The following is a 21,482-nucleotide window of genomic DNA, read 5'->3' as shown; positions in this document are numbered from 1 at the left end:
GTGAGTAGATAATGAAGGAAAAGAAGGTATTGCAATCCGCGCCTAGCATTTGGCGCAATGGCCGTTTTCGGCGGATGTTTGCGGCGCACACGGCTGCTTCTTTTGGCGATTGGTTTGATGCTATCGCCATTCAGGTGCTTGTTGCTTATCGCTGGGAAGCTGACCCTATGCTGATTGCGCTTATTCCGGTAGTGATGGCGCTACCGGGTCTGCTGCTCGGTTCCATCGCAGGCACGTTAGCTGACCGGGTACACAAGGCACGGCTGATGATCGTCTGCGATGCAGCTATTGCCTTATTGACGCTGGCCATTCTCGCCGTCCCGGGTCCGGTGTGGCTACTGCCTTTGCTCGGTCTGCGCGCGGCGGCTGGCGTATTTCAAATGCCTTCACAGCAAGGCTTGACCCGCACGGTAGTCGCCAGCGACGACCTGTTTCGGGCGACCTCGCTGAATGGGTTGGTCAATCAGGCCTCCAAAGTGGCAGGGCCATTACTGGGCGCTATGACCTTGACTGTGTTGTCTCCCCAGGCATGCATTATTCTCAATGCATTGCTGCGCCTCTGTTCCGGACTGCTGCTGTGGCCGCTGCGCGGAATCGGTCCGGCGCTGGTCAGCGCAGACCAACAAGCTGTTGCAGCCGAGCAGCAAGGAAAGTCGGCTACGCATACAGCGCCTGAGGCTGATGAAGTCCAAATGCGGGAGGAGCATGTTCGCGCATCTCGTTTTTTCAACCAATGGCGTGAGGGCTGGGCGTTCTTATGGCGCAGTCGAATGCTTTTGCATACGCTCATATTCGGACTTTTCGGCTTAATCGCCATTCTCATGATCGACTACCAGTTCCCTACGCTGCTGCGAGTGCTCGCTCCGGGTAATGAATCGCTGCTTGGCTGGCTGGTTTCAGCCATTGGTGCTGGCGCCGTCGGTTGCATGCTTGCGCTTAATCGCTTGAATCGCATAAGCGCAGGCTGGGGGCTCGGTGGTGGATATGTGCTGGTTGGCGGAGCAATTGCTGCTTTAGGCTGGGCGCAGCCCGGAACAGGATGGCCAGTCCTACTTATGATCGGGGCTGTGCTGGGCGTGGGCAACGGCCTGTACATTATCACCCAGAACTATATATTACAAGCCAAAACCCCTGCCGATATGGTAGGACGCGTCTTCGGTATCCAAAGTACCGTGATTGGAGCAATCATGGTCGTTTCGCCGCTTGCCGGGGGAGTATTGATCCGAATAGCAGGGGCGGGAACGGCTTTTGTCTGGATCGGGATGACTGTTGGAATCTTGGGCTTGGCAGGCCTGCTGCTTCAATCCGTAATTTGGCGCGAGTCCCTCGCTGATTCTAGCCTGACTACGGAGCAAAATGCAGACCCTGCGTAGTCAAACTTGCGCAATAATTTGCTTTGATTTTCGTCATTCATATTTTTAGCAGGGGAGAGATCATGATGACTCAACAAACTTCAGCCTCAGAGCCTGTGGCACGGTTACTTGAAGGATCACGGGTGTACTTGCGTCCCGTTAACGTAGAGGACACCGAGCTATACTATAATACATTGTTCCATCAGGATGTGCGGAGGCTGACAGGCACACAACGAAGCTTTACCAAGGATCAAATTGCCCGTTATATTGAAGCTAAAGGACAGGATGCCTCAAGCCTGTTGCTGTTGATTGCGCTTCGCGAAGATGATCGTGTCATTGGGGATATAGCCCTGCAGGATATGGACAGCCTGAACCGCAGTGCCAACATCCGTATTGCGATCAATGAGCAGGGAAATCAGGGGAAAGGTTACGGCACTGAAGCGCTTGTACTCATGCTGGGTTACGGATTCGGTATCTGTAATCTGCATCGGATTGAGCTGAATGTATTTGATTTTAATGAACGTGCCATTCGTTGCTATGAAAAAGTAGGCTTTCAGCGCGAAGGTGTGCAGCGGGATGCTTTATTCTACAATTATGAATACCATGATTCGATCCTGATGAGTATGCTGGACCACGAATACCGCAACCGCTATGTGAAAAAAGCAGACAATTGATTCAACACGTTTACACGGGTTTGCAGAAGAGATAAAATTGCTTGTTTGCGCAAATATGACAGACAACATCAAATGAATATATGAATTTACTGAAGGAGCCTGTCACCAAGGCTCCTTTATGTCTTTTTTAGGGGAACCTGCTGCTGATGTTCATTGCTGGACTGGAGACGGATCTGGATCAACTTCGACGTAATTGGAAGCCTGCGGTAGCTGTGGCGGTTGGAGGCATTATTTTACCGCTAATTTGTGGTTTTGGTGTAGGGAAGCCTTTGGATTCTCGGTGCATGAAGGCTGGTTTCTAGGAATTTGGGTGCGCAGTGCTGGATGATGTGCTTGTCGTGGTGCTGCTAGCGGTAGTAATGAATATATTCGGTATGGGTGGAGAAACTTCGCTGGGACTTCTTGTTGGCAAAAGGCTAGTTTTCTTCGTCGTAGCTACGGATTAAATGTTTCCTTTGAGGGAGTAGGGCAGCAGCTCGGATTTGTTGTTGTTTTGACACTGATTGCGCTGGTGACGAAGTTAGTGGGAGGAGGCCTCGGCGCGCAGCTGACGGGCTTCGATAACCGTTCTGCCCTTGCGATCGGCTCCGGGGTGGTATCTCGCGGCGAGGTCGCACTTATTGTCGCAGCTACCGATCTACAGTCGGGCCTGTTGGCACAGCAATATTTTACATCCGTGATCATTGCTGTCATTTTGACAACGTTGGCTGCACCTCCAATTCTCAAGCTGTGTTTTAGCGATAAGAGGGAGACTTCCGCTCACGATACAGAAAAGAAGGCCAGCATTGATAAGTTGTAATGAGAGTATCAACAGGTCATAACAAAAAGACCCTTCGGGTTCAGTTTCTCATAGTGTGCATGGAAAGTCCGATTTTAGAGTAGAGCGGACTTTCCATGCAGCATGAGAACATGGGCGAAGGGTCTTTTTTATGCTAAATGTGCTGCAAGAATAGAGAAATTAGGACTCGGACACCACTGTGAAGCGTTGGTTCAGATGTTGTGGTTTTTCGATTTCGTCCACTACGGCAACTGCATAATCTTCGTAGCTGACATAGCTTGCACCTTTGGAATTAACCAACAGCGTGTCTTTTCCTACTTGGTAAGAGCCTGTACGTTTACCCAGTGCAAATTCCGCAGAAGGGCTAATAAAGGTCCAGTTCAGGTCGTTGGTACCACGCAAAATTTCCAGGTTTTTTCCTTGGTTGTTGGCTGTTGGATATACGAAATCAGGGAAGCCGGGAGCATCTTTTACCAAAAGTGTTTGGGATTCGTCAGTGAACAAGCTGCCTGCACCACCTACGACAATCAGGCGAGTACCGGATACATTACGCAGGGCTTCGATCAGTACGTTACCTGCATCGACATGCAGATGCTCTTGTCCGAGTGGAGCGGCAAATGCATTAACGACTACGTCAAAACCTTTCAGATCATCTGTTTTCAGATCAAAAACGTCTTTTTGTACCACAGTAGCACGACTTTCTGTTACTTTAGACGAGTCACGGACGATGGCGGTTACTTCATGCCCTCTGTCTAATGCTTCTTTTACGATATTATTTCCTGCTTTACCGGTTGCACCAATAACTGCAATTTTCATAATAGATAGCCTCCTATAAATATGATGTGGATGATTCATTCGTTTGATCGTAAGTGTACTCAGTGCATTTACGAACTTTAATATGTAACTATTATAGTTACAATATAAAATAAAAGTCAAGCTCTTCTGTTGGGCAAACTAAAGTCCTCCGATTGGAAGGAGAGGAACTCGTTTAAATATATAAAGTGAAACTGAATGAGCAAACTTAAGCCATATTTGATATATGTAGACCACAGATAAGAAAGGAAGAGTGAATCGATATGAGTAAAAAAGTACAGCTTGAACCCGCAGCACAGAAATTTGCAGACGATAATGCCAAGCCTCCGTTTCTATATGATTTGGGTCCTGAAAAAGGACGTGAAACGGTCAATGAGGTTCAATCCGGCCCAGCAGACAAACCTGCCGCAGATGTAGAAGATCTAACTATTTCAGGTGGGCCTGGCGGTGAGGTGAAGGTCAGAATTGTTCGTCCACAACAGGTGACAAGCGATCTCCCGGTCATTGTATATATTCACGGAGCAGGCTGGGTATTCGGTAATGCCCATACGCATGATCGCCTGATTCGTGAATTGGCAGTCGGCTCACAGGCAGCGGTTGTATTTCCAGAATACAGCTTGTCCCCTGAAGCTAAATATCCGACGGCGATTGAGGAAATTTACGCGGTCGTTCAATGGGTGGCACAGCACGGACGCGAGCATGGGCTGAAGCCCGATACGCTGACGATAGCCGGAGACAGTGTGGGCGGTAATATGACGGCGGCCGTAACGCTGCTGGCCAAAGAACGTAGCGGCCCTACCATTCGCCAGCAGTTGCTGTTCTATCCAGTGACGGATGCTTCCTTTGACACAGAATCATATCATGAGTTCGCCACAGGATATTTCCTGAGCCGCGAAGGAATGCAATGGTTTTGGGATCAATATACGACGGATCCCAACGAACGAGCGCAGATCACGGCGTCCCCATTACGTGCCACCACAGAACAGCTCGAAGGGCTACCACGTGCGCTGGTCATTACAGGTGAGGCCGATGTGCTGCGCGATGAAGGCGAGACCTATGCGGACAAGCTACGTGAAGCGGGGGTGGATGTGACCGCTGCACGCTTTCAGGGCATCATCCACGACTTTGTGATGCTGAACCCATTGTCTGAAACCGCGGCCAAGCGCGGTGCGATCATGCTCGCTACCTCATGGCTGCGCCAAGGGTTTGAGGGCTAGTACACTATAGAGCATTTTAAGGGTGTCGTCGTGTGATTTGATCCAGTTCTTTGAATGATTAGGCTGTCTTCTTCCTGCTGACATCTATTGCAGGGAAGGCAGCCTTTATACATATCTGCAATGAAACCGCTTCACGTTCGTCGAACAGAGTGATAATATAAAATTTGAACGAGTTTGACCGACATTCAGCCTAAGGGGGATATCCATGCCATTTCAGGGACAACGCATTTTACCTGCAGCTAAGCATATGAAGCAGCTGGAGGGTATTTTGGACAGTTCTTATGAGTATGCTGTTTTTCTGGATACGCATGTAGCGCAGCTGCGCAACCTGTACCAGATGGCTAGAAGTCGCAGCAAGCAAATGCTCCTGCATGCCGATCTGGTGCAAGGCTTAAAGAATGACGAGTATGCGGCTGAATATTTGTGTCAGGAAATTAAGCCATTTGGGATTATTTCGACCCGGTCCGGGGTGATTGCAACCGCTAAAAAAAAGGGGATTCTTGCTGTACAGCGGGTGTTCCTACTCGATACGATTGCGCTGGAGAAAAGTTACGCGCTGGTGGAAAAAACACGACCCGATTATATTGAGGTGCTGCCTGGTGTTGTTCCACCTATGATTAAGGAAGTCAGCGAACGCACAGGCATTCCTATTTTGGCGGGCGGACTTATTCGCACCCCTGAGGATGTGGAAGCGGCGTTGGCTGCGGGAGCCACAGCAGTTACGACCTCCAATAAACAACTGTTCGAGCATTATAAGCCATAGCTTTTATTTGAATCAAGTGGGCAACAATACATAAATATGCAAGGAGGCTGGGAAACGATGGAGCAATACATTCTTGCCTTAGATCAGGGCACAACCAGTTCGCGGGCCATCTTGTTTGATCGGCAGGGAAAAGTGGTATACAAGGCACAACGGGAGTTCCCACAGTATTTTCCCCAGCCCGGGTGGGTAGAGCAAAACGCCAATGAAATATGGAGCTCTATTTTGGCCGTCATCGCCTCCTGCTTGTCAGAATCAGGTGTGAAAGCCAGCCAAATTGCCGGGATTGGTATTACGAATCAACGGGAAACCGTAGTAGTGTGGGATAAACATACGGGTCTGCCTGTATATCATGCACTGGTATGGCAGTCACGGCAAACAGCCGGGATCTGCGAGGAATTGAAAAGCCGTGGATTTGATCATATTTTTCATAGCAAAACGGGACTACTCATTGATCCCTACTTTTCTGGCACCAAGGTCAAATGGATACTCGACAACGTCGAAGGGGCACGAGCTCAAGCGGAGCGTGGGGATTTGCTGTTTGGTACGATTGATACCTGGCTAATCTGGAGATTGTCTGGTGGTAAAGCACATGTAACAGACTACTCCAATGCGGCCCGCACACTCATGTACAACATTTATGAGCTAAAATGGGATGAGGAGCTGCTGGATATTCTCGGCGTTCCTGCGTCTATGCTACCAGAGGTGAAATCATCCTCCGAGATATATGCGCATACGGTGGATTATCACTTTTTTGGACAGGAAATCCCTATTGCCGGAGCGGCAGGCGATCAACAAGCAGCTCTGTTCGGTCAGGGATGCTTTGACAAAGGTATGATTAAAAATACATACGGTACGGGATGCTTTATGCTGATGAATACCGGAGATGAACCCTGTGACTCGGAACATGGACTGATTACGACCATTGCATGGGGGCTGAACGGTCAGGTGAAGTATGCGCTGGAGGGCAGCATTTTTGTAGCCGGGTCTGCTATTCAGTGGCTGCGTGACGGGTTGCGCATGTTTCGCGAGTCCAAAGATAGTGAAGCGTATGCGGCGCGTGTGACCTCGACGGAAGGGGTATATTTTGTCCCGGCCTTTGTAGGTCTGGGCAGCCCGTATTGGGACAGTGACGTGCGCGGCACGACATTTGGTTTGACACGGGGAACGACCAAGGAGCACTTTATCCGAGCGGTACTGGAATCGCTGGCCTACCAGACTAAAGATGTCTTAACTGCCATGGCGAGCGATTCGGGTGTACCTGTGCGTTCATTGCGTGTAGATGGAGGCGCAGTGATGAACGAATTCCTGATGCAGTTCCAGAGCGATATTCTCGATCTGCCTGTAGAACGACCTGCTGTGAACGAGACAACTGCACTCGGTGCGGCGTATTTAGCGGGACTGGCAGTTGGGTTTTGGAGCAGTTTGGATGAAGTCCGGGGATATGCGCAAAGTGATCATACCTTTTCTCCGTCTATGAGTGAAGACGTGCGGGCTGATCTTTATGGTGGCTGGAAAAAGGCAGTTCATGCCGCAATGGCGTTCAAGTAGCAGGCAGATTTCCCTTTTCATAGCGTATCGTGTGTGCTACGATATAGATAAGTTAATACTCGTCAGGAGACTTGGAGAGACCATGAACCGCTCGGCATCCGCCGCAGCGATGTTCGTGGTCTTTTTTTGTACCTTATGATGATTCGGTTGGCAGATTGCATCGTGAATATATACAAAGCTGGAGGGATACATGATGGGAGAACAGGGATTTGCTGCGCAGGAGAGAACCGCTGTCTTGGAACGTATGGGACATGAGCATTTTGATATATTAATCATTGGCGGCGGCATTACAGGGGCGGGTATTGCGCTGGATGCGGCGGATCGTGGTTTGAAGACAGCATTGGTGGAGATGCAGGATTTTGCAGCAGGTACGTCCAGCCGCTCGACCAAGCTAGTGCATGGGGGTCTTCGTTATTTGAAGCAGTTGGAAGTTAAGATGGTAGCTGAGGTGGGGAAGGAGCGGGCAATTGTATTCGAAAATGGTCCACATGTGACCATACCGGAGCGTATGTTGCTTCCTTTTCACAAGGGCGGCACGTTTAACGCATTTACCACCTCTATCGGGCTGCTGGTATATGATTTCCTTGCTGGTGTTAAGCGTAGTGAGCGCCGTCGTATGCTGGACATCCAGGCTACACTAGAGCGCGAGCCTTTGCTGAAGCGTGATGGACTGAAGGGAAGCGGCAGCTATGTGGAGTATCGTACAGATGACGCTCGCCTGACGATTGAGGTCATGAAGGAAGCTGTTACACGAGGGGCGCTGGCGGTGAACTATGCCAAGGCTGACAAGCTGCTGTATGACAAAGGACGAATAAGCGGTGCAAGCGTAACGGACCGGGTAACGGGAAAACCATACGAAATTCGAGCTTCGCTGGTTATTAATGCAGCTGGACCATGGGTAGACACGCTACGGGAAATGGATCGCTCCAAGGAGGGTAAGGTGCTACGCCTGACGAAAGGTATTCACCTAGTGTTCGATGCTGAGCGCTTTCCGCTCAAACAGGCAGTGTACTTCGATACACCGGATGGACGCATGGTATTTGCCATCCCGCGTGATGGAAAAACTTATGCAGGTACGACTGACACGGTGTATGAGGGGGATACGGCGCATCCCCGGATGACCGTCGAAGATCGGGCGTATGTGCTTCAAGCGATCAACGGAATGTTCCCGGATGTGAATCTGACTGTTACGGATGTAGAATCCAGTTGGGCAGGGGTACGGCCGCTCATTTATGAAGACGATAAAAGCCCTTCAGAAATTTCACGTAAGGACGAAATTTGGGAATCCCGTTCAGGTCTGATCACGATTGCAGGCGGCAAGCTGACGGGCTACCGGAAAATGTCCGAACTCGTCGTGGATCGTGCGGTACGGGAGCTGGGGCGCTTGCATGGGCAGAGCTTCCGGGCATGCCGCACCAGACACATCCCGATTTCGGGTGGCAGCGTAGGCGGCTCGGCGGGCTGGGACGCGTACGTAGGTAAGCAAACCGCAGCAGGTGTTGCACTCGGCCTGTCGCCTGAAACGGCTAGAGCATGGGCAATCCGCTATGGCTCCAACACAGAGCGGCTGTTTGCGATAGCGGCACGCAGCATGAAGGAGACTACCGAGAAGGAAGCGGCACTGCCTGTGGAAGTGCGTGTCCCGCTCCTGTATGCGATGGAACAGGAAATGACGGTGACACCGTCTGATTTTTTCATACGGCGAACGGGAGCACTTTTCTTCCAGATTGACGAGGTGAAGCGCTGGAAACAGCCCGCCATCGCATGGATGTCCGAACATGCAGGCTGGAGCGCCGCGCAAGAACGACAATATACGGCTGAGCTGGATGCTTACCTGTATGAAGCTGTAACGCCTTTAGAGGTAGAGGTGAAACAAGGTGACGTTAAAGCCATCTAATAGGAACGAGGATGCGTATCCTTTACCGCTCCGCTTCTCTACCATCGTTTCGTTCTCACCACTGCTTTATGTGGAAAAGGGGCCTACAAAACAAAAACAGCGATTCTCTTGTTATTGGAGAATCGCTGCTTTTTTTGTATGCAGATTGTTTACAGCATCAAGTGGAACAGGAACGGGGCGGCTGCCAAGGTAAAGAGAGCGGCGAGCACCATCGAGATGCTGGATATCGTCCCCGTCAGCAAACTGAACTCGAATGCTTTGGAAGTGCCCGTACCATGAGCACCGGTACCGAGCAGTACCCCACGTGAGACTTCATTTTCGATACGGAACAGTTTTACAATCACTGGACCGATAATAAGACCGCTCAATCCGGTCAGAATAACGAATACAGCTGTAACCGTCGGATTGCCGCCAATCGTTTGCGATACATTCATCGCAATGGGTGTCGTAATGGAGCGAGGAATCAGGCTGCTCAGCAGCGAAGAATTCAGGTGCATCCACTTGGCAAGTGCCATGGAGGACAACACGGCTACAACAGATCCAGACAGCACGCTAAGCACGATTTGGGTTGCGTGTTTTTTTAACACTGGGAAATATCGGTATAAAGGGACAGCAAATGCAATCGTAGCTGGTTGTAGCAGCATGGACAGCAAGTGAGCGCCCGAATTATAAGAACGGTAATTCACACCCGTCAGCGTCAAAATCAAAATGATAACAACAGGTGTAATGAGCAATGGAGACAAATACACCTTGGGCAGTGTGCGGTACATGCGTTTGGCCATCCAGTAAATAGCGAGTGTCAATACAATACATAGAAGACCGATCATGATGATTTATGCTCCTTTCGTTTACCAAGCAGACTGGCGACCATACCTGTGCAGGCCATCACCAGAAAGGTGCCGAGCAACACGACCAGCATAATGCTCATACCATCGTGTTCCAGCATCGGCCAATAATTCATGACGCCGACAGCGGAGGGAATAAAGAATAATAGCAGCTCGGCCAGCAACCAGTTTGCGCCAACTTCAATCCAGCTTAGCCGGACCAAGCCGGTTTGCAGCAGAATAAAAAGGATTAGCATACCAATGATACTACCGGGTATAGGCAGGTGGAGCCAGGAGACTACCGCGTTCAGGATGAGCGAAAAGGCCATCAGGACGGCGATCTGGAGGACACCGCGTATGAAGCTTTTCATATATAATGACTCCTATCTTTGTGATCGGTTATTTTCAAACTGTAATGAAATTTTACATCACAAGCTTTCATGAGTAAAATGCATATAAAGAATATAATCTATTCCGTTTATCTATGGGAGAAGGTGTAGCTTTGGATATCCGACATTTACAATATTTTTTGGAAGTCGCGCGGTTGCGTAGCTTTACAAAGGCAGCCCAGAGCATGTTTATTACCCAGCCGACGATCAGTAAGACGATTAAAAGTCTAGAAGATGAACTGGGGGTCGCTTTGTTCGACCGAATTGGCAAAAGAATCGAACTGACAGACGCGGGCAAGGTCATTGAGCTCCAAGCACAAGCGATTGTAAAGTCCTTTCAGAGTCTGTCCTCGGAGCTGAGTGATTTGATGAACCTGAAAAAGGGACATATCCGTATTGGCCTGCCCCCTATGGTCGGATCGAGCTTTTTTCCGCGTGTCATTGGAGAATTCCATAAGGCATATCCTGATGTGACCATTCAATTATTTGAGGACGGGGCGAAGAAAGTGGAACGGGACGTAGAAGCCGGGGCATTGGATATCGGGGTGATCGTGCTGCCCGCAGTTGGAGATATGTTTGAGACATTTCTGTTTGTGGAGGAAAAGCTGAATTTGCTCGTTCATCCTACGCATGCATTGGCAGAGTGCAAGGAGGTACCGTTATCTGCGTTGGCGGAGGAGGCGTTTGTACTGTTCCGTGAGGATTTTACGCTGCATGACCGTATCATTGCGGAATGTGTTCGTGCTGGCTTTCAGCCGCGTGTAGTGTACGAAAGCTCACAATGGGATCTGATTAGCGAAATGGTTGCTGCAAACCTGGGAGTAGCTCTGTTGCCGGAGGCCATTTGCCGAGATCTGGATTCTGAGCGCTTGCGTGTTCTTCCATTGGTAGACCCCGTCATTCCTTGGCATTTGGGGATGATTTGGCGGAACGATCGCTACCTGTCCTTTGCCGCCAGAGAATGGATATCGTTCACACAGCAATTGTTGCGGACGGAATAGGGCGGGAAGTAGTCAGTCCGCGAGAAGGTGAGTACGATGCAGAATAAAAAAGCTGCCCTGAGGGGCAGCGATGTAGCTTGCTTCTATGAGTGTGTTTGGTTTATTGCACGCTTGGTGTGAAGGTACTTGTCCATAATACGGTCAAGTCTGGAGGATTTGTCCAATACACGTTCATCTTTTAATCCGTGTAAGTCAGCCATGCGATTCAGTTCACGGCGTTCTTTTTCCATGAGTTTTTCCAATTGTTCGAGGTTCACAAAGCCCACCCCCCATGTCGATTGTAAGGCATGTCTCCACTAGCGGCAGAAGTTTTTTTGATAACGATGTTATTTCCATTTTACCACTTTTTATTAACAATAATCCAGCTTTCCTGACATTTAGCGACTAATATCTATGGTTTTGCCAGTTCTACCCGATTGCGTCCTGATCGTTTAGCTTCATACAATGCCTCGTCTGCTTTTTCCAATAAACGCCTCGATGCAATAACAGGAGAGCTGCCTGCCCCGATGGATACGGTTAAGGAGAGTATGGTTCCGTCATTCAAGAGAAAACATTCATTTTCCACAGCTTTTCGAATCTTCTCGGCAAAGTTTGCCGCCTTTTCGGTATCACAGTCTCCGAGTAGAATTGCGAATTCCTCTCCGCCCTTACGGGAGGGATATGCTCTTGTTGTAGATTCCCGATTTAACAAAATTCCCAGTTGGCTTAAGACTGCGTCTCCGTTCAAATGGCCGTACGTATCATTGATTTTTTTAAAGTGGTCAATATCTAGCATCACAAGTCCAAAGGGTTTTTTTGTAGTCTTGGAAGCATGAAGTACCTCTTCGAACAGCGCATCAAAAGCACGCGGACTGTATAGCCCGGTTAAATGATCGCGGTTCGCAGCCTCTTCCAGCAGGTGAATAGCCCGTTCTGTTTTTTTGATATGGGACATCATAAAATAAGTGAACAAGCCGCCAAGAATCTTCACGGTTGTGATCATTATTATAGATTCTAAGTTGGGTGGATCATCCACAAAAAAAGCAGATAACAGCGACACAACAACAGCCCCAAGCACGGCTGACATCCATTTGCCGAGGGCTAGCTTTTTTTCTCGAATAAAGATAAGTGAAAGGACTAGTGTCATGAAGCAATTAACCGTAACAGTCAGAGTAATATCCGTCCATCCCCCTGTGATGTAAATACGATACAGGATGACGATCAGGGTGGTCAGCAGACCGGATACCGATCCTCCTATATAAACAGATATGATAATCGCCAATTGGCGGAGATCAACCACAAAGTGCCCACGGATCCATAAACCGGTCATCATTAACAGAATGCTAAACACGCCCAGCATTAAACCGTTTAATATCTGATGAATGAGTGCATGATTTGTCAGGTAACGTTCATATTTCCGGGAAAATAAATTTCCGAAGAATAAGAAGCTCGTTAATAACGCAAAATTGTTAATTAATTCTTTTAACATATCCCTATCCTTTATGCTGTAATGAGAGTTGTAGTATCGTGGGGAATAAAGCAAAAGGCCTCGTTTCTATATTTCGGTAAAAAGTAGGCGTGAGTGAATACCAATCGACCATTAAACGATTCTTCTGTCCCTTACGTTTCGTTTATCTACGTGGTACAGTGAAAGGACTATGACCGGAACGGGTGATCGTATGAAGGAACCAATTCACATATCGGTGCGTCCACTTGTGGAATATGTGCATCGGAGCGGCAGCATTCATAGCGGCTTTCGATCGAATAGCAGTATGCTCGAAGGAACTCGCGTGCATCAGGTTATCCAGAAAGGTTACAAGGAGCATGACCGCAAAGAGGTACATTTACGTACAGAAATTCAGTATAAGGACGAATTGTTTATCATTGAAGGCCGCTGTGACGGACTGATTGAGCTGGATGGCGTATGGACGGTCGATGAAATTAAATCGATCTCTTTGCCTCTCGAAGATATTCAGGGTGACGGTCAACCCGTACACTGGGCGCAAGCATTTCTGTATGCCTATATGATTGCTCGTGAGGAACAACATCATTCCATGCAGGTCCAGCTTACTTATGTGCAGGCACACAGTGAAGACATTCGCCGATTTAGGCGCGAGCTATCCTTTACTGAGATGGAAGCTTTCGCGCAGGAGATGATTGCTGGTTATGCACCGTATGCATTCCTGCTGAGAGCACATGCGGAAAAGCGGGATGCCAGCATTGCTATGTTGAATTTTCCCTTTGACACGTATCGTTCGGGTCAGCGAACGCTCGCGGGTTCGGTGTACAAGACGATTGCCGAAGGGGTTAACCTGTTTGCCAAAGCGCCTACGGGTATCGGTAAAACGGTATCCACTTTGTTTCCCGCGATCAAGGCGATCGGTGAGGGGCAGGTTAGGCGAGTATATTATGTAACGGCTCGTACCACCACTCGGGCAGCAGCCGAAGAAGCTTATGCCAGAATGCAGGCCCAAGGGCTGCACATGCATGTGGTGACTTTGACTGCGAAGGATAAAATTTGCTTTAAGGATGAAAATGATTGTGACGCTGGATCATGCAGCATGTGCGAGGGCTACTACGACCGGATCAACGGTGCGGTATCCGATATTTTGGCGAATGAGACGTTAATGACCCGGGCGGTGATTGAGCGTTATGCGCGCAAGCATAAGGTTTGTCCCTTTGAATTTTCGCTGGATGTGGCGTATGCCTCGGATGGTATAATCAGTGATTATAATTATGTTTTCGATCCACGGATTTCTCTGAAAAGATTGCTGGAGGAGCACAAGCGAAAAGGTGTCGTACTGGTGGATGAGGCGCATAATCTGGTAGAACGCGGCCGGGACATGTTTTCGGCGGAAATTTTGAAATCTTCTTTTTTGGAACTGAAACGAGAATTTAAGCTGCTAAGTCCAGAGATTGCTGCGACTGCGAGTGCAGTGAACGCACATATGATTACGCTGCGCAAGCAATATGCAGACACAGGAAAAGCAGTGGAGACAGTAGCGCCGCAAGAGGTGCTGGAGCTGCTGGTGCCTTTTGTGGAAGCTGCTGAACGTGAACTGGTAACGGGGAGTAGTACAAGTCGCGCAAGCAGTGAAAGTACGGCCTACGCATTGCTTCTGGATACGTATTTTACTGCTCAGAATATGCTGCGGATTGCTGCTTTATATGATGAACGGTACGTTACTTATGTGGAAGCAGGGCGCAGTGAAGTGAGGGTCAAGCTGTTCTGCCTCGATCCTTCTCACTTGCTGGGACAAGCTATTAAGGGCTACCGCTCAGCCATTTATTTTTCCGCGACGTTGACACCGCTTGCTTATTATCGGGACATGCTCGGAGCAAACGAGGAAGATTATACGTTACAGGTTCCTTCCCCTTTCCATCAGGAGCAATGGGATGTACGTCTGCTGCCGCTCTCCATCCGTTATCGGGATCGCGAGCGTTCCAAAGGGGCGATTGCGGATATGCTGGCTGCATTGGTTGTGGAACGGAAAGGAAATATGCTTGTGTTTTTCCCGTCCTATCCATACCTGCGTGAGGTATATGAGGAGTTCATGCTTCGGGACGTGTCCGCAAATACGTTGGTACAAAGTCCGGGGATGACCGAACCAGAGCGGGATCGATTCCTAGAGGCCTTCCAGCCTGGGCAAGAGCACACCTTGCTTGGCTTTGCCGTATTGGGTGGTGTGTTTGCTGAAGGTGTTGATTTACCCGGGGATCGCTTAAATGGGGTAGTCGTCGTCGGCGTTGGCTTGCCGCAAATTGGAGCAGAGCGAGATGTGCTGCGGGATTACTTTTCGGAACAGGGACGGAATGGTTTCAACTATGCGTATGTATATCCAGGGATGAACAAGGTTCTTCAGGCAGGTGGCAGGCTTATCCGCACAGAGCACGACGAAGGATTGTTGGTCCTGGTAGATGATCGTTTTGCCAAGGAACCGTATGCTTCTTTGCTGCCAGATGAATGGAAAAGCTACCGTCTGACGGAACAAGCGGGATTAAGGAAGGAATGGATAGACTATGAACTTTAATTTTCATAATGACTCCATACGCGGGGTGCTGCGTAGCTTTGGACATGAGGATGCCGAAGTAGATAATATAGAGACTTTTGTGACATTTGCGCGCTTGGCTAACGGTATTTTCAGAGAAATGGATACAGATTTGACCAAGTTGGGGGCTTCTCAGGGTCGGATTATCGTGCTTAGCCTGTTGCATTGCCACTCGCCGCATCGCATGACACCATCGGAGTTAGCGGAAAAAGCGGATGTCACGCGTGGGACCATGACGGGACTGATCGACGGATTAGAGCGAGATGGCATGATTGAACGTGTGGCTCATGAGAGTGACGGACGGATGGTGACTGTCGGATTAAAAGAGGCAGGACGAGAGCTATTAAGTAAGATAGTCCCTTATTATACGAAGCTGATTCGGTCGTGTATGTCTGAGTTTACGCCGCAGGATCATCAGATGATGAAGGGTTTGCTGGGGAAAATGAAAGGCGGTTTTGAGCGGTCCTTGCCGAAATGCTGAATTCCTGATATAGGGAATAAGGAATAGGAGAGAGAACATGTTCTTTTATACAGATGAGGTCTATGAAGACCGTGATTTTGGATCAATGGATGCCAGAGAAGGCGAGTGGAAAAATTGCGAGTTTACCCGATGTCGCTTTCGGGGTGTGGAGATGAATGAGTCCCTTGTGGAAGGCTGTACTTTTGTGGACTGTGATTTTACCGGGGCCATTCTGAATGCATCTCACTACAAGGAGTCGGCTTTTACCAATTGTTTGTTCACCAGCGCCAATCTGTTTGTAGTCCGGTTTGATAACTGCAAGCTGGTAGGTTCAGATTTTGCGGGGGCGAATATGGATGGTATCACAATTACGGGCGGAGATTGGTCTTATACGAATTTGCGTCATGCAGATTTAAGAAAACAAGATTTGCGAAAAATACGATTCAAGGAAGCCGACTTATCCGAATGCAATTTGGAAAAAGCAGATTTACGAGAGGCGGATCTTAGCCGGGTAAGACTGCACAAAGCCCATCTTCAAGGAACAGACCTGCGCGGTGCGAAGATGGATGGTGTGAATTTTAAAGATCTGGACATCACCGGAGCCAAGTTGGATATCGAGCAGGCAGTAGCGGTGGCCCGCTCCTATGGAGCCAAGGTAGAAGGCTAAAAAGCACGGGATACCGAAGCTGGTTTTGATCTGGAGTACCCCGTGCGGATGAAATGGATGGCTGACTCGAATGTGAAGGACTTAATCTTTAGGGGATGCCGGCAGTAGTGGAATTGCTGCTTCCGGGTTCTGGTTTGGCAAATGATCAATTCCCACAGGCTCTAGAGGCTGCTGTGGAACCGTCCAGTTGCGCGCGATATCTGCGGCAGTTCGCTGTTCCAGCAAGCGTTTGGCTACTTCATAACATTGATCGACATGCCGATTGCCAATGGTTCGCATAGCAGTAAAGCCAATTGCCGCGGCTAGCCCTTGCCCCAGAAGGGGAACAAACTTGCTAACCTGCTTGGTAGCGATCCGAATGCCCATCTTTTGCAAAATCTGCACGATGGCTTCACGGGTAATGAGTCGCCCAATCAGCTTGCTGCCAATCGAAGTGATAAAACCATACACCATGGATTTGGTTTCTGCGTCCAGACCTTCCAGCTGCTTCTCAGATAATCCGAATTTTCCATTAATGGCTGGAAGTAGCTGCATCAAAATGCCAACATCAGCAAGAACGTCAGCCCCTGGAACTGGAACTAATACCGCTCCACCAGAAGCCGCAGCCCTTTTTGTCACCATGGACTTACACTCTCTACGGATCTGCTCCAACTCTTCTATTGTTCGGGCTGTCATATGCATCTCTCCTTCATACGTTTCCGATTAGGACCCATGATTCTACCCTGTTATTACACACATTTCTACCTTTCTTAAGCATGGCGCAAGCAAAAAATCCCTGATGCACGTACTATCGCACATTTACTCCTGTGAAGCGATCAGGCATAATGAAGGGTGGTTGCCGATAAGAACAAGCCTGTTTACGGGGATAAAGGAAGGAAGAGACAGATGAGTCAGACAAACGTTTATTTTAATCATGATGGTGGAGTGGATGATCTAGTATCCCTTTTTATGCTGCTTCAGATGGAGCAGGTTCATTTGACCGGAGTATCGGTGATTCCAGCAGATGGTTACCTGGAGCCTGCGACAGATGCCAGCCGTAAAATTATTGATCGTTTTGGACAAAATAAAGGGCCTGTGGAAGTCGCAAAGTCTAATTCACGCGGTAAAAATCCGTTTCCTGCCGCTTGGCGTTTACATTCCTTCTATGTGGATGCATTACCCGTACTGAATGAATCGGGGCGTATGGAAGCACCGCTTTCATCCCTGCCAGCTCATCAGCATCTGATCGAAAAGGTACGCGGAGCTGAAGGTAAGACGCTGTTGCTATTCACTGGACCGCTAACCGATCTGGCGCGAGCGCTGGATGAAGCACCGGATATTGAAGCAAAGATTGAAAAGCTGGTATGGATGGGCGGCACCTTTGAAAAAGGGAATGTGGAAGAGCCGGAGCATGACGGCACAGCAGAGTGGAATGTATTCTGGGACCCAGAAGCGGCATATCGGGTGTGGCAAAGCGGCATCACGATTGATCTGGTAGCGCTGGAGAGCACAAGCAAAGTACCATTAACTCCAGCAGTACGCAATCGTTGGGCTGCCGAGCGCCGATATGAGGGCGTGGATTTCCTAGGCAACTGCTACGCGGGATGTCCGCCGCTCGTCTATAGCGAAACGAACTCAACCTACTACTTGTGGGATGTACTGACCACTGCATCCGTAGGACGCCCGGACATTGTCAAGAAAAAGACGGTGCATTGCAGCGTGATCGCAGAAGGGCCAAGTCAGGGCAGAACGGTGGAACAGGCGGATGGACGTCCTGTGAATCTGGTGTATGATACAGACCCGGAAGCCTTCTTTACGTATATGGCGGATTTGGCCAAGCTGGCTGCTCCCAAACGTTACTAAGTCTGGCAATGTACAGACGTGCGGCATAGGGCGATAATACTGCCTAGTGAGACGTACCCATAACATAAAGCCCGTGAACGTTATGCGTCACGGGCTTCTATTACATGATATACCATATCATCACTAGCTAATTTCAGTTTTAGGCTGACTCCTGGTATGTTTTCAGGGTGAATTGGAGCGTTATCTCCGTCCCGCTACCAGGTTCACTCCTCCCTGTCATCTTACCCTTCATTCGTTTTAATAGATGTTTGGTAATCTGCCAACCCAAGCCTGGATTACCATATGAGGGGGAGTACCCACGGTCATGTTCAAGCCACAATTTCAATTTATTCGGAGATATACCGATTCCAGTATCCTTCACCTTTAATTCCAGTTCAACCTCAGGTGCATCGGTCACAGATCGGGTGTTTGCAGATAAAGTGACGGTTCCTGTGTTTGTAAACTTCACTGCATTATCTACCAAATTAATCAACATACGGCGAATTTTAGCCTCATCCCCGATAAAAATAGGCGAGCTGGTGAGATTCCAGTCAAGCTTCAACTCTAGATTCCGCTGTGCGGCTACCTCTGTATACAGACTCAATACATTTTCCATCATCGTTCTCAGATCAAACGGATCTTCAATATCATCGATCTGCCTGGACTCTATATTGCTGTAATCCAAAATATTACTCAACAACGTCATAAGCGAGCGACTGCTCGACTCCATGATGCTCATATATTGCTGTTGTTCCTCTGTTAACTCTGTCGTCAGCATGAGGTCGGTGGCTCCCCATATTTCGGTTAGCGAAAACCGAATTTTATTACTCAGGGAAGAGATCAAATCCAGCTTGCTCAGGGCAGAGATCTCAGCATCTATCTTTTCTTTCTCCAGTTCCACCACATAACCCAGAAATACAGCCATAGCCTGTAGGGCCTTCAGTTCGGATTCTGTCAAATGTACAGATGGTGCGTCCAAGATACAAATGGTTCCGTAAGCCTGACCATTTTTCATGCGAATAGGGATTCCTGTAAATGAGTGGTTTCCGATAGTTTTAGTCACATCTAAGTCGCATGTGTGCGGGTGAATAGTCGTTTCTGAAATCGTGAGGTGATCCGCAGGATGATCCAACACCAGACTGCAATAGCTAAGCTCAAAAGGGAGCACATCCCCTTTCTTAACGAGTATCTCTTCCCGGTTAAATGAATCAACGATTACATTCGTAATCCCATCATTAGCGGTAATAAAAATGGTGTTTACATGTAAAATATCACTCAACACATCAATGACGTGCGCGGTAGCCTCTTGAATACTATTATAAAAACCTGTAGGTGAAGTAGTCATGTATCTCCAATCCTGATGCAAAGTGGTGGTTATCCAAAAACTTTAGCAGTTTGTGTATCCCATTCTCGATCCTCTGAATGTGCTTTTGGAGCGTATTGTTAATTATACATGATTATTTCATTATAAACCGATCTTTCTACTTCCATTTACCTATTCGCTTGCGCAAACCTTCATTTTTTAGGTCTAATGCTAGCCTTTCTGGGAAGGTTTTTGTTTGTATTATTACACATTCACGAAAATATATGATTATTTTCATTCTATTTTCATAAATTCATATGTAATCTCATGATATGAAAATTGTGTAATAAAATAGGAGGATAGAACCAGTAATATCATGTAAATATTCTATATAATAGGTTCAGAGGTGGAATTATGAATAGACAGGAAGCCCTAGAACACTTCCATAAGACCTATGCGGAAGATGTACTGAATGAGAAATTACATCAGGCAGCGTCTTTATATGAGCATAGAAAAGAGGAACTCATTTTTTCTTTTATTCAATCCTTTCAATCGATCTGCCTACAAGCCAATTTCACAGAAGTGGCCAAGACAAGGATCGGATACATTACTTATTCTATGAGGCGCACGTATCTGGTGGATCGCAACTATAACTATGTCGTCGAAGCCTATGATAAAAATTGGTTCTTTGATCCTCAACCTTGTTATGGAATCTATGATGCAGGCTGGGCATTCAGCTTTTTAGCAGAATTGGAGGATGAATTGAATCAGCTTCGAAAACCTTATATGAACAAGATTTTTCAGCCTGATGTGGAGCGATTTGTACTCCAGGCTGCAGGGGAATTTCATCAATATATTCTGAAATTAGCGAAAGATGCTATTCAGCAGGTTGTACATTTACCTGAATTCAAGGCCTTGAAATGTGAGGACGATTTGGAAGTAAGAATAGGGGAGTATAAAGGAATCAGTGAGGTGGTGTATTCAAGAGCTTATGGAGTACTACATGATTCAACAGGATAATCGTATTACGGAGTATATGTATCCAGTAGGGACGAATCGCCGGCAGTTATTGGAATGGGCAGAAAGCTCATCATGTGCCGATGAAGAATCTATTTTACAATTTTATGTATCAGGTGATGCGGACTATATTGATTTTATAGAGCATCCGTTACCCATCGTTTCGGAACAACTAAAGGAAATCTTTGATATATATCAAGCCGGATTAAGCTGGAAGTTAGTTGTTTTTGCCGATATGCAGCGAATGCAGCAAACAAGGTATTGGCTGGCAAATCCGCCTAGCCTGATGTGTTTATCACCACGCAGTGAATATCATAGGGACGGTACACTGAAGAAAATCATTTTAGATGAATATGCAGTCGAGAATCATAAAATATTCAGGGTTCAGGGTGCCAATCATCATATCATTGTAGACCTCGATGTGGCTGAATGTATTTTGAAGTTCAATCTGGCAGGCTTGAAATTACAAAAGGTCGATACAGAGGGGCCATCTATACAAAGGAGAGTCTAAGAATGAGTGAGAGCTATGTAGTGGATGGGGCACAGATACATTGCAGCTATGGAAGTCATACAGGAAGATTTAGTGTTTCAGCTAACAGGGGAATTAGTATTGGTGACAAACTACAAGGGAATATTCAGGATTTTCACCCGCAGACGCATATCCCTTCTTTCGGAATGTGTCGTAGTATGCATAATCCTGCAGTCTCTTCTGCTAACAAAGGGAATTCCGGGAAAATCATTCCGCAGTCCTGCAAACCGAGCGTTTCTATGCCTTGGTTGAATGGAAAAAAGGATGTATACGTAGATCAATCTCCGGCTCTGATGAGCTGCTCCACGAACTTATGCATGTGGTGTGGAAAAATCTCGTTCACCACAGACGGGCAGGAATAGTTAACAGATTGTAGGATTTGCATCACATGAAAAGCAACC

At 47.9% G+C, this 21,482-nt stretch carries 21 protein-coding genes and 1 pseudogene; 15 read left to right on the top strand and 7 right to left on the bottom strand.

The window, feature by feature from the left end:
- The first annotated feature begins 11 nt into the window (after positions 1–11).
- From ACYCS5_RS13175 to ACYCS5_RS13165, 3 genes and pseudogenes are all read left to right on the top strand, one after another.
- Positions 12–1,373, top strand: a complete 1,362-nt coding sequence (locus tag ACYCS5_RS13175; RefSeq protein WP_459761179.1) for an MFS transporter — start codon at positions 12–14, stop codon at positions 1,371–1,373.
- 62 nt (positions 1,374–1,435) lie between these two features.
- A complete protein-coding gene (locus tag ACYCS5_RS13170; RefSeq protein WP_165145901.1) occupies positions 1,436–2,026 on the top strand; it encodes a GNAT family N-acetyltransferase in 591 nt (196 codons plus the stop codon).
- 131 nt (positions 2,027–2,157) lie between these two features.
- A pseudogene (locus ACYCS5_RS13165) lies at positions 2,158–2,825 on the top strand (cation:proton antiporter domain-containing protein); the annotation flags it as partial.
- A gap of 159 nt (positions 2,826–2,984) precedes the next feature.
- Here ACYCS5_RS13165 and ACYCS5_RS13160 read toward each other — a convergent pair.
- The gene (locus ACYCS5_RS13160; protein ID WP_322251578.1) at positions 2,985–3,620 is read right to left on the bottom strand and encodes an NAD(P)-dependent oxidoreductase; all 636 of its coding nucleotides are present in this window, start codon (positions 3,618–3,620) and stop codon (positions 2,985–2,987) included.
- Between the two features lie 260 nt (positions 3,621–3,880).
- Between ACYCS5_RS13160 and ACYCS5_RS13155 the strand changes: the two genes are divergently transcribed.
- The 4 genes from ACYCS5_RS13155 (at position 3,881) to ACYCS5_RS13140 (ending at position 9,042) form a co-directional block, all read left to right on the top strand.
- Positions 3,881–4,834: an alpha/beta hydrolase gene (locus ACYCS5_RS13155; RefSeq protein WP_459761178.1), complete on the top strand. Its 954-nt coding sequence runs from the start codon at positions 3,881–3,883 to the stop codon at positions 4,832–4,834.
- A gap of 205 nt (positions 4,835–5,039) precedes the next feature.
- Entirely contained in the window at positions 5,040–5,597 is a 558-nt protein-coding gene (locus tag ACYCS5_RS13150) for a glycerol-3-phosphate responsive antiterminator (RefSeq protein WP_069010984.1), read from the top strand.
- 57 nt (positions 5,598–5,654) lie between these two features.
- Positions 5,655–7,145 (top strand): glycerol kinase GlpK, encoded by a 1,491-nt coding sequence (gene glpK / locus ACYCS5_RS13145; RefSeq protein WP_459761177.1) that lies wholly within the window; start codon positions 5,655–5,657, stop codon positions 7,143–7,145.
- Between the two features lie 193 nt (positions 7,146–7,338).
- Entirely contained in the window at positions 7,339–9,042 is a 1,704-nt protein-coding gene (locus tag ACYCS5_RS13140; RefSeq protein WP_459761176.1) for a glycerol-3-phosphate dehydrogenase/oxidase, read from the top strand.
- Between the two features lie 149 nt (positions 9,043–9,191).
- Here the strand turns inward: ACYCS5_RS13140 and ACYCS5_RS13135 are convergent, their stop codons facing one another.
- Positions 9,192–9,869: a CidB/LrgB family autolysis modulator gene (locus ACYCS5_RS13135; protein WP_029518653.1), complete on the bottom strand. Its 678-nt coding sequence runs from the start codon at positions 9,867–9,869 to the stop codon at positions 9,192–9,194.
- On the bottom strand, positions 9,866–10,237 hold the full coding sequence (locus ACYCS5_RS13130; protein ID WP_029518652.1) for a CidA/LrgA family protein: 372 nt from the start codon (positions 10,235–10,237) through the stop codon (positions 9,866–9,868). Before ACYCS5_RS13130 ends, ACYCS5_RS13135 begins: the two co-directional genes overlap by 4 nt.
- A 131-nt stretch (positions 10,238–10,368) precedes the next feature.
- Between ACYCS5_RS13130 and cidR the strand changes: the two genes are divergently transcribed.
- Positions 10,369–11,256 carry a cidABC operon transcriptional activator CidR gene (gene cidR, locus ACYCS5_RS13125; protein WP_328801165.1) on the top strand — a complete coding sequence of 296 codons (888 nt, stop codon included), beginning with the start codon at positions 10,369–10,371 and terminating at the stop codon, positions 11,254–11,256.
- A gap of 83 nt (positions 11,257–11,339) precedes the next feature.
- Here cidR and ACYCS5_RS13120 read toward each other — a convergent pair whose 3' ends face one another.
- The gene (locus ACYCS5_RS13120) at positions 11,340–11,513 is read right to left on the bottom strand and encodes an aspartyl-phosphate phosphatase Spo0E family protein (protein WP_013312483.1); all 174 of its coding nucleotides are present in this window, start codon (positions 11,511–11,513) and stop codon (positions 11,340–11,342) included.
- A gap of 134 nt (positions 11,514–11,647) precedes the next feature.
- Positions 11,648–12,724, bottom strand: coding sequence for a GGDEF domain-containing protein (locus ACYCS5_RS13115; protein ID WP_029518651.1), 1,077 nt, complete (start codon positions 12,722–12,724; stop codon positions 11,648–11,650).
- Positions 12,725–12,893: 169 nt separating this feature from the next.
- Between ACYCS5_RS13115 and ACYCS5_RS13110 the strand changes: the two genes are divergently transcribed.
- The 3 genes from ACYCS5_RS13110 to ACYCS5_RS13100 are packed head-to-tail and all read left to right on the top strand — an operon-like array spanning position 12,894 to position 16,411.
- Positions 12,894–15,266: an ATP-dependent DNA helicase gene (locus ACYCS5_RS13110; protein WP_459761175.1), complete on the top strand. Its 2,373-nt coding sequence runs from the start codon at positions 12,894–12,896 to the stop codon at positions 15,264–15,266.
- Positions 15,256–15,765 (top strand): MarR family winged helix-turn-helix transcriptional regulator, encoded by a 510-nt coding sequence (locus ACYCS5_RS13105; protein WP_029518649.1) that lies wholly within the window; start codon positions 15,256–15,258, stop codon positions 15,763–15,765. The genes ACYCS5_RS13110 and ACYCS5_RS13105 overlap by 11 nt, the downstream gene beginning before the upstream one ends.
- A gap of 37 nt (positions 15,766–15,802) precedes the next feature.
- Entirely contained in the window at positions 15,803–16,411 is a 609-nt protein-coding gene (locus ACYCS5_RS13100) for a pentapeptide repeat-containing protein (protein ID WP_029518648.1), read from the top strand.
- An 81-nt stretch (positions 16,412–16,492) separates the two neighbouring features.
- On the opposite strand, the gene ACYCS5_RS13095 is transcribed toward ACYCS5_RS13100, so the two are convergent.
- A complete protein-coding gene (locus ACYCS5_RS13095) occupies positions 16,493–17,086 on the bottom strand; it encodes a hypothetical protein (protein WP_029518647.1) in 594 nt (197 codons plus the stop codon).
- Positions 17,087–17,296: 210 nt separating this feature from the next.
- On the opposite strand from ACYCS5_RS13095, the gene ACYCS5_RS13090 reads away from it, so the two are divergent.
- Entirely contained in the window at positions 17,297–18,253 is a 957-nt protein-coding gene (locus ACYCS5_RS13090; RefSeq protein WP_013312477.1) for a nucleoside hydrolase, read from the top strand.
- A 139-nt stretch (positions 18,254–18,392) separates the two neighbouring features.
- On the opposite strand, the gene ACYCS5_RS13085 is transcribed toward ACYCS5_RS13090, so the two are convergent.
- A complete protein-coding gene (locus ACYCS5_RS13085) occupies positions 18,393–19,577 on the bottom strand; it encodes a GAF domain-containing sensor histidine kinase (protein WP_029518646.1) in 1,185 nt (394 codons plus the stop codon).
- Between the two features lie 372 nt (positions 19,578–19,949).
- Between ACYCS5_RS13085 and ACYCS5_RS13080 the strand changes: the two genes are divergently transcribed.
- From ACYCS5_RS13080 to ACYCS5_RS13070, 3 genes are read left to right on the top strand one after another with little or no spacing between them, the layout of a single operon-like run.
- Positions 19,950–20,555 (top strand): hypothetical protein, encoded by a 606-nt coding sequence (locus tag ACYCS5_RS13080; protein WP_069010977.1) that lies wholly within the window; start codon positions 19,950–19,952, stop codon positions 20,553–20,555.
- Positions 20,539–21,063 (top strand): hypothetical protein, encoded by a 525-nt coding sequence (locus ACYCS5_RS13075; protein ID WP_165145931.1) that lies wholly within the window; start codon positions 20,539–20,541, stop codon positions 21,061–21,063. Before ACYCS5_RS13080 ends, ACYCS5_RS13075 begins: the two co-directional genes overlap by 17 nt.
- 2 nt (positions 21,064–21,065) lie before the next feature.
- Entirely contained in the window at positions 21,066–21,443 is a 378-nt protein-coding gene (locus ACYCS5_RS13070; protein ID WP_029518643.1) for a DUF4280 domain-containing protein, read from the top strand.
- Positions 21,444–21,482: the final 39 nt, after the last annotated feature.

Source organism: Paenibacillus sp. SEL3 (assembly GCF_054602585.1).
The sequence above is the reverse complement of the archived record's forward strand: the minus strand, read 5'-3'. Positions and strand labels throughout refer to the sequence as shown.

Bases quoted from the DNA above. Each gene is read 5' to 3' on its own strand.
- ACYCS5_RS13175 (WP_459761179.1), top strand. From the start codon at position 12: ATGAAGGAAAAGAAGGTATTGCAATCCGCGCCTAGCATTTGGCGCAAT.
- ACYCS5_RS13170 (WP_165145901.1), top strand. From the start codon at position 1,436: ATGATGACTCAACAAACTTCAGCCTCAGAGCCTGTGGCACGGTTACTT.
- ACYCS5_RS13160 (WP_322251578.1), bottom strand. From the start codon at position 3,620: ATGAAAATTGCAGTTATTGGTGCAACCGGTAAAGCAGGAAATAATATC.
- ACYCS5_RS13155 (WP_459761178.1), top strand. From the start codon at position 3,881: ATGAGTAAAAAAGTACAGCTTGAACCCGCAGCACAGAAATTTGCAGAC.
- ACYCS5_RS13150 (WP_069010984.1), top strand. From the start codon at position 5,040: ATGCCATTTCAGGGACAACGCATTTTACCTGCAGCTAAGCATATGAAG.
- glpK (WP_459761177.1), top strand. From the start codon at position 5,655: ATGGAGCAATACATTCTTGCCTTAGATCAGGGCACAACCAGTTCGCGG.
- ACYCS5_RS13140 (WP_459761176.1), top strand. From the start codon at position 7,339: ATGGGAGAACAGGGATTTGCTGCGCAGGAGAGAACCGCTGTCTTGGAA.
- ACYCS5_RS13135 (WP_029518653.1), bottom strand. From the start codon at position 9,869: ATGATCGGTCTTCTATGTATTGTATTGACACTCGCTATTTACTGGATG.
- ACYCS5_RS13130 (WP_029518652.1), bottom strand. From the start codon at position 10,237: ATGAAAAGCTTCATACGCGGTGTCCTCCAGATCGCCGTCCTGATGGCC.
- ACYCS5_RS13115 (WP_029518651.1), bottom strand. From the start codon at position 12,724: ATGTTAAAAGAATTAATTAACAATTTTGCGTTATTAACGAGCTTCTTA.
- ACYCS5_RS13110 (WP_459761175.1), top strand. From the start codon at position 12,894: ATGACCGGAACGGGTGATCGTATGAAGGAACCAATTCACATATCGGTG.
- ACYCS5_RS13105 (WP_029518649.1), top strand. From the start codon at position 15,256: ATGAACTTTAATTTTCATAATGACTCCATACGCGGGGTGCTGCGTAGC.
- ACYCS5_RS13100 (WP_029518648.1), top strand. From the start codon at position 15,803: ATGTTCTTTTATACAGATGAGGTCTATGAAGACCGTGATTTTGGATCA.
- ACYCS5_RS13095 (WP_029518647.1), bottom strand. From the start codon at position 17,086: ATGACAGCCCGAACAATAGAAGAGTTGGAGCAGATCCGTAGAGAGTGT.
- ACYCS5_RS13090 (WP_013312477.1), top strand. From the start codon at position 17,297: ATGAGTCAGACAAACGTTTATTTTAATCATGATGGTGGAGTGGATGAT.
- ACYCS5_RS13085 (WP_029518646.1), bottom strand. From the start codon at position 19,577: ATGACTACTTCACCTACAGGTTTTTATAATAGTATTCAAGAGGCTACC.
- ACYCS5_RS13080 (WP_069010977.1), top strand. From the start codon at position 19,950: ATGAATAGACAGGAAGCCCTAGAACACTTCCATAAGACCTATGCGGAA.
- ACYCS5_RS13075 (WP_165145931.1), top strand. From the start codon at position 20,539: ATGATTCAACAGGATAATCGTATTACGGAGTATATGTATCCAGTAGGG.
- ACYCS5_RS13070 (WP_029518643.1), top strand. From the start codon at position 21,066: ATGAGTGAGAGCTATGTAGTGGATGGGGCACAGATACATTGCAGCTAT.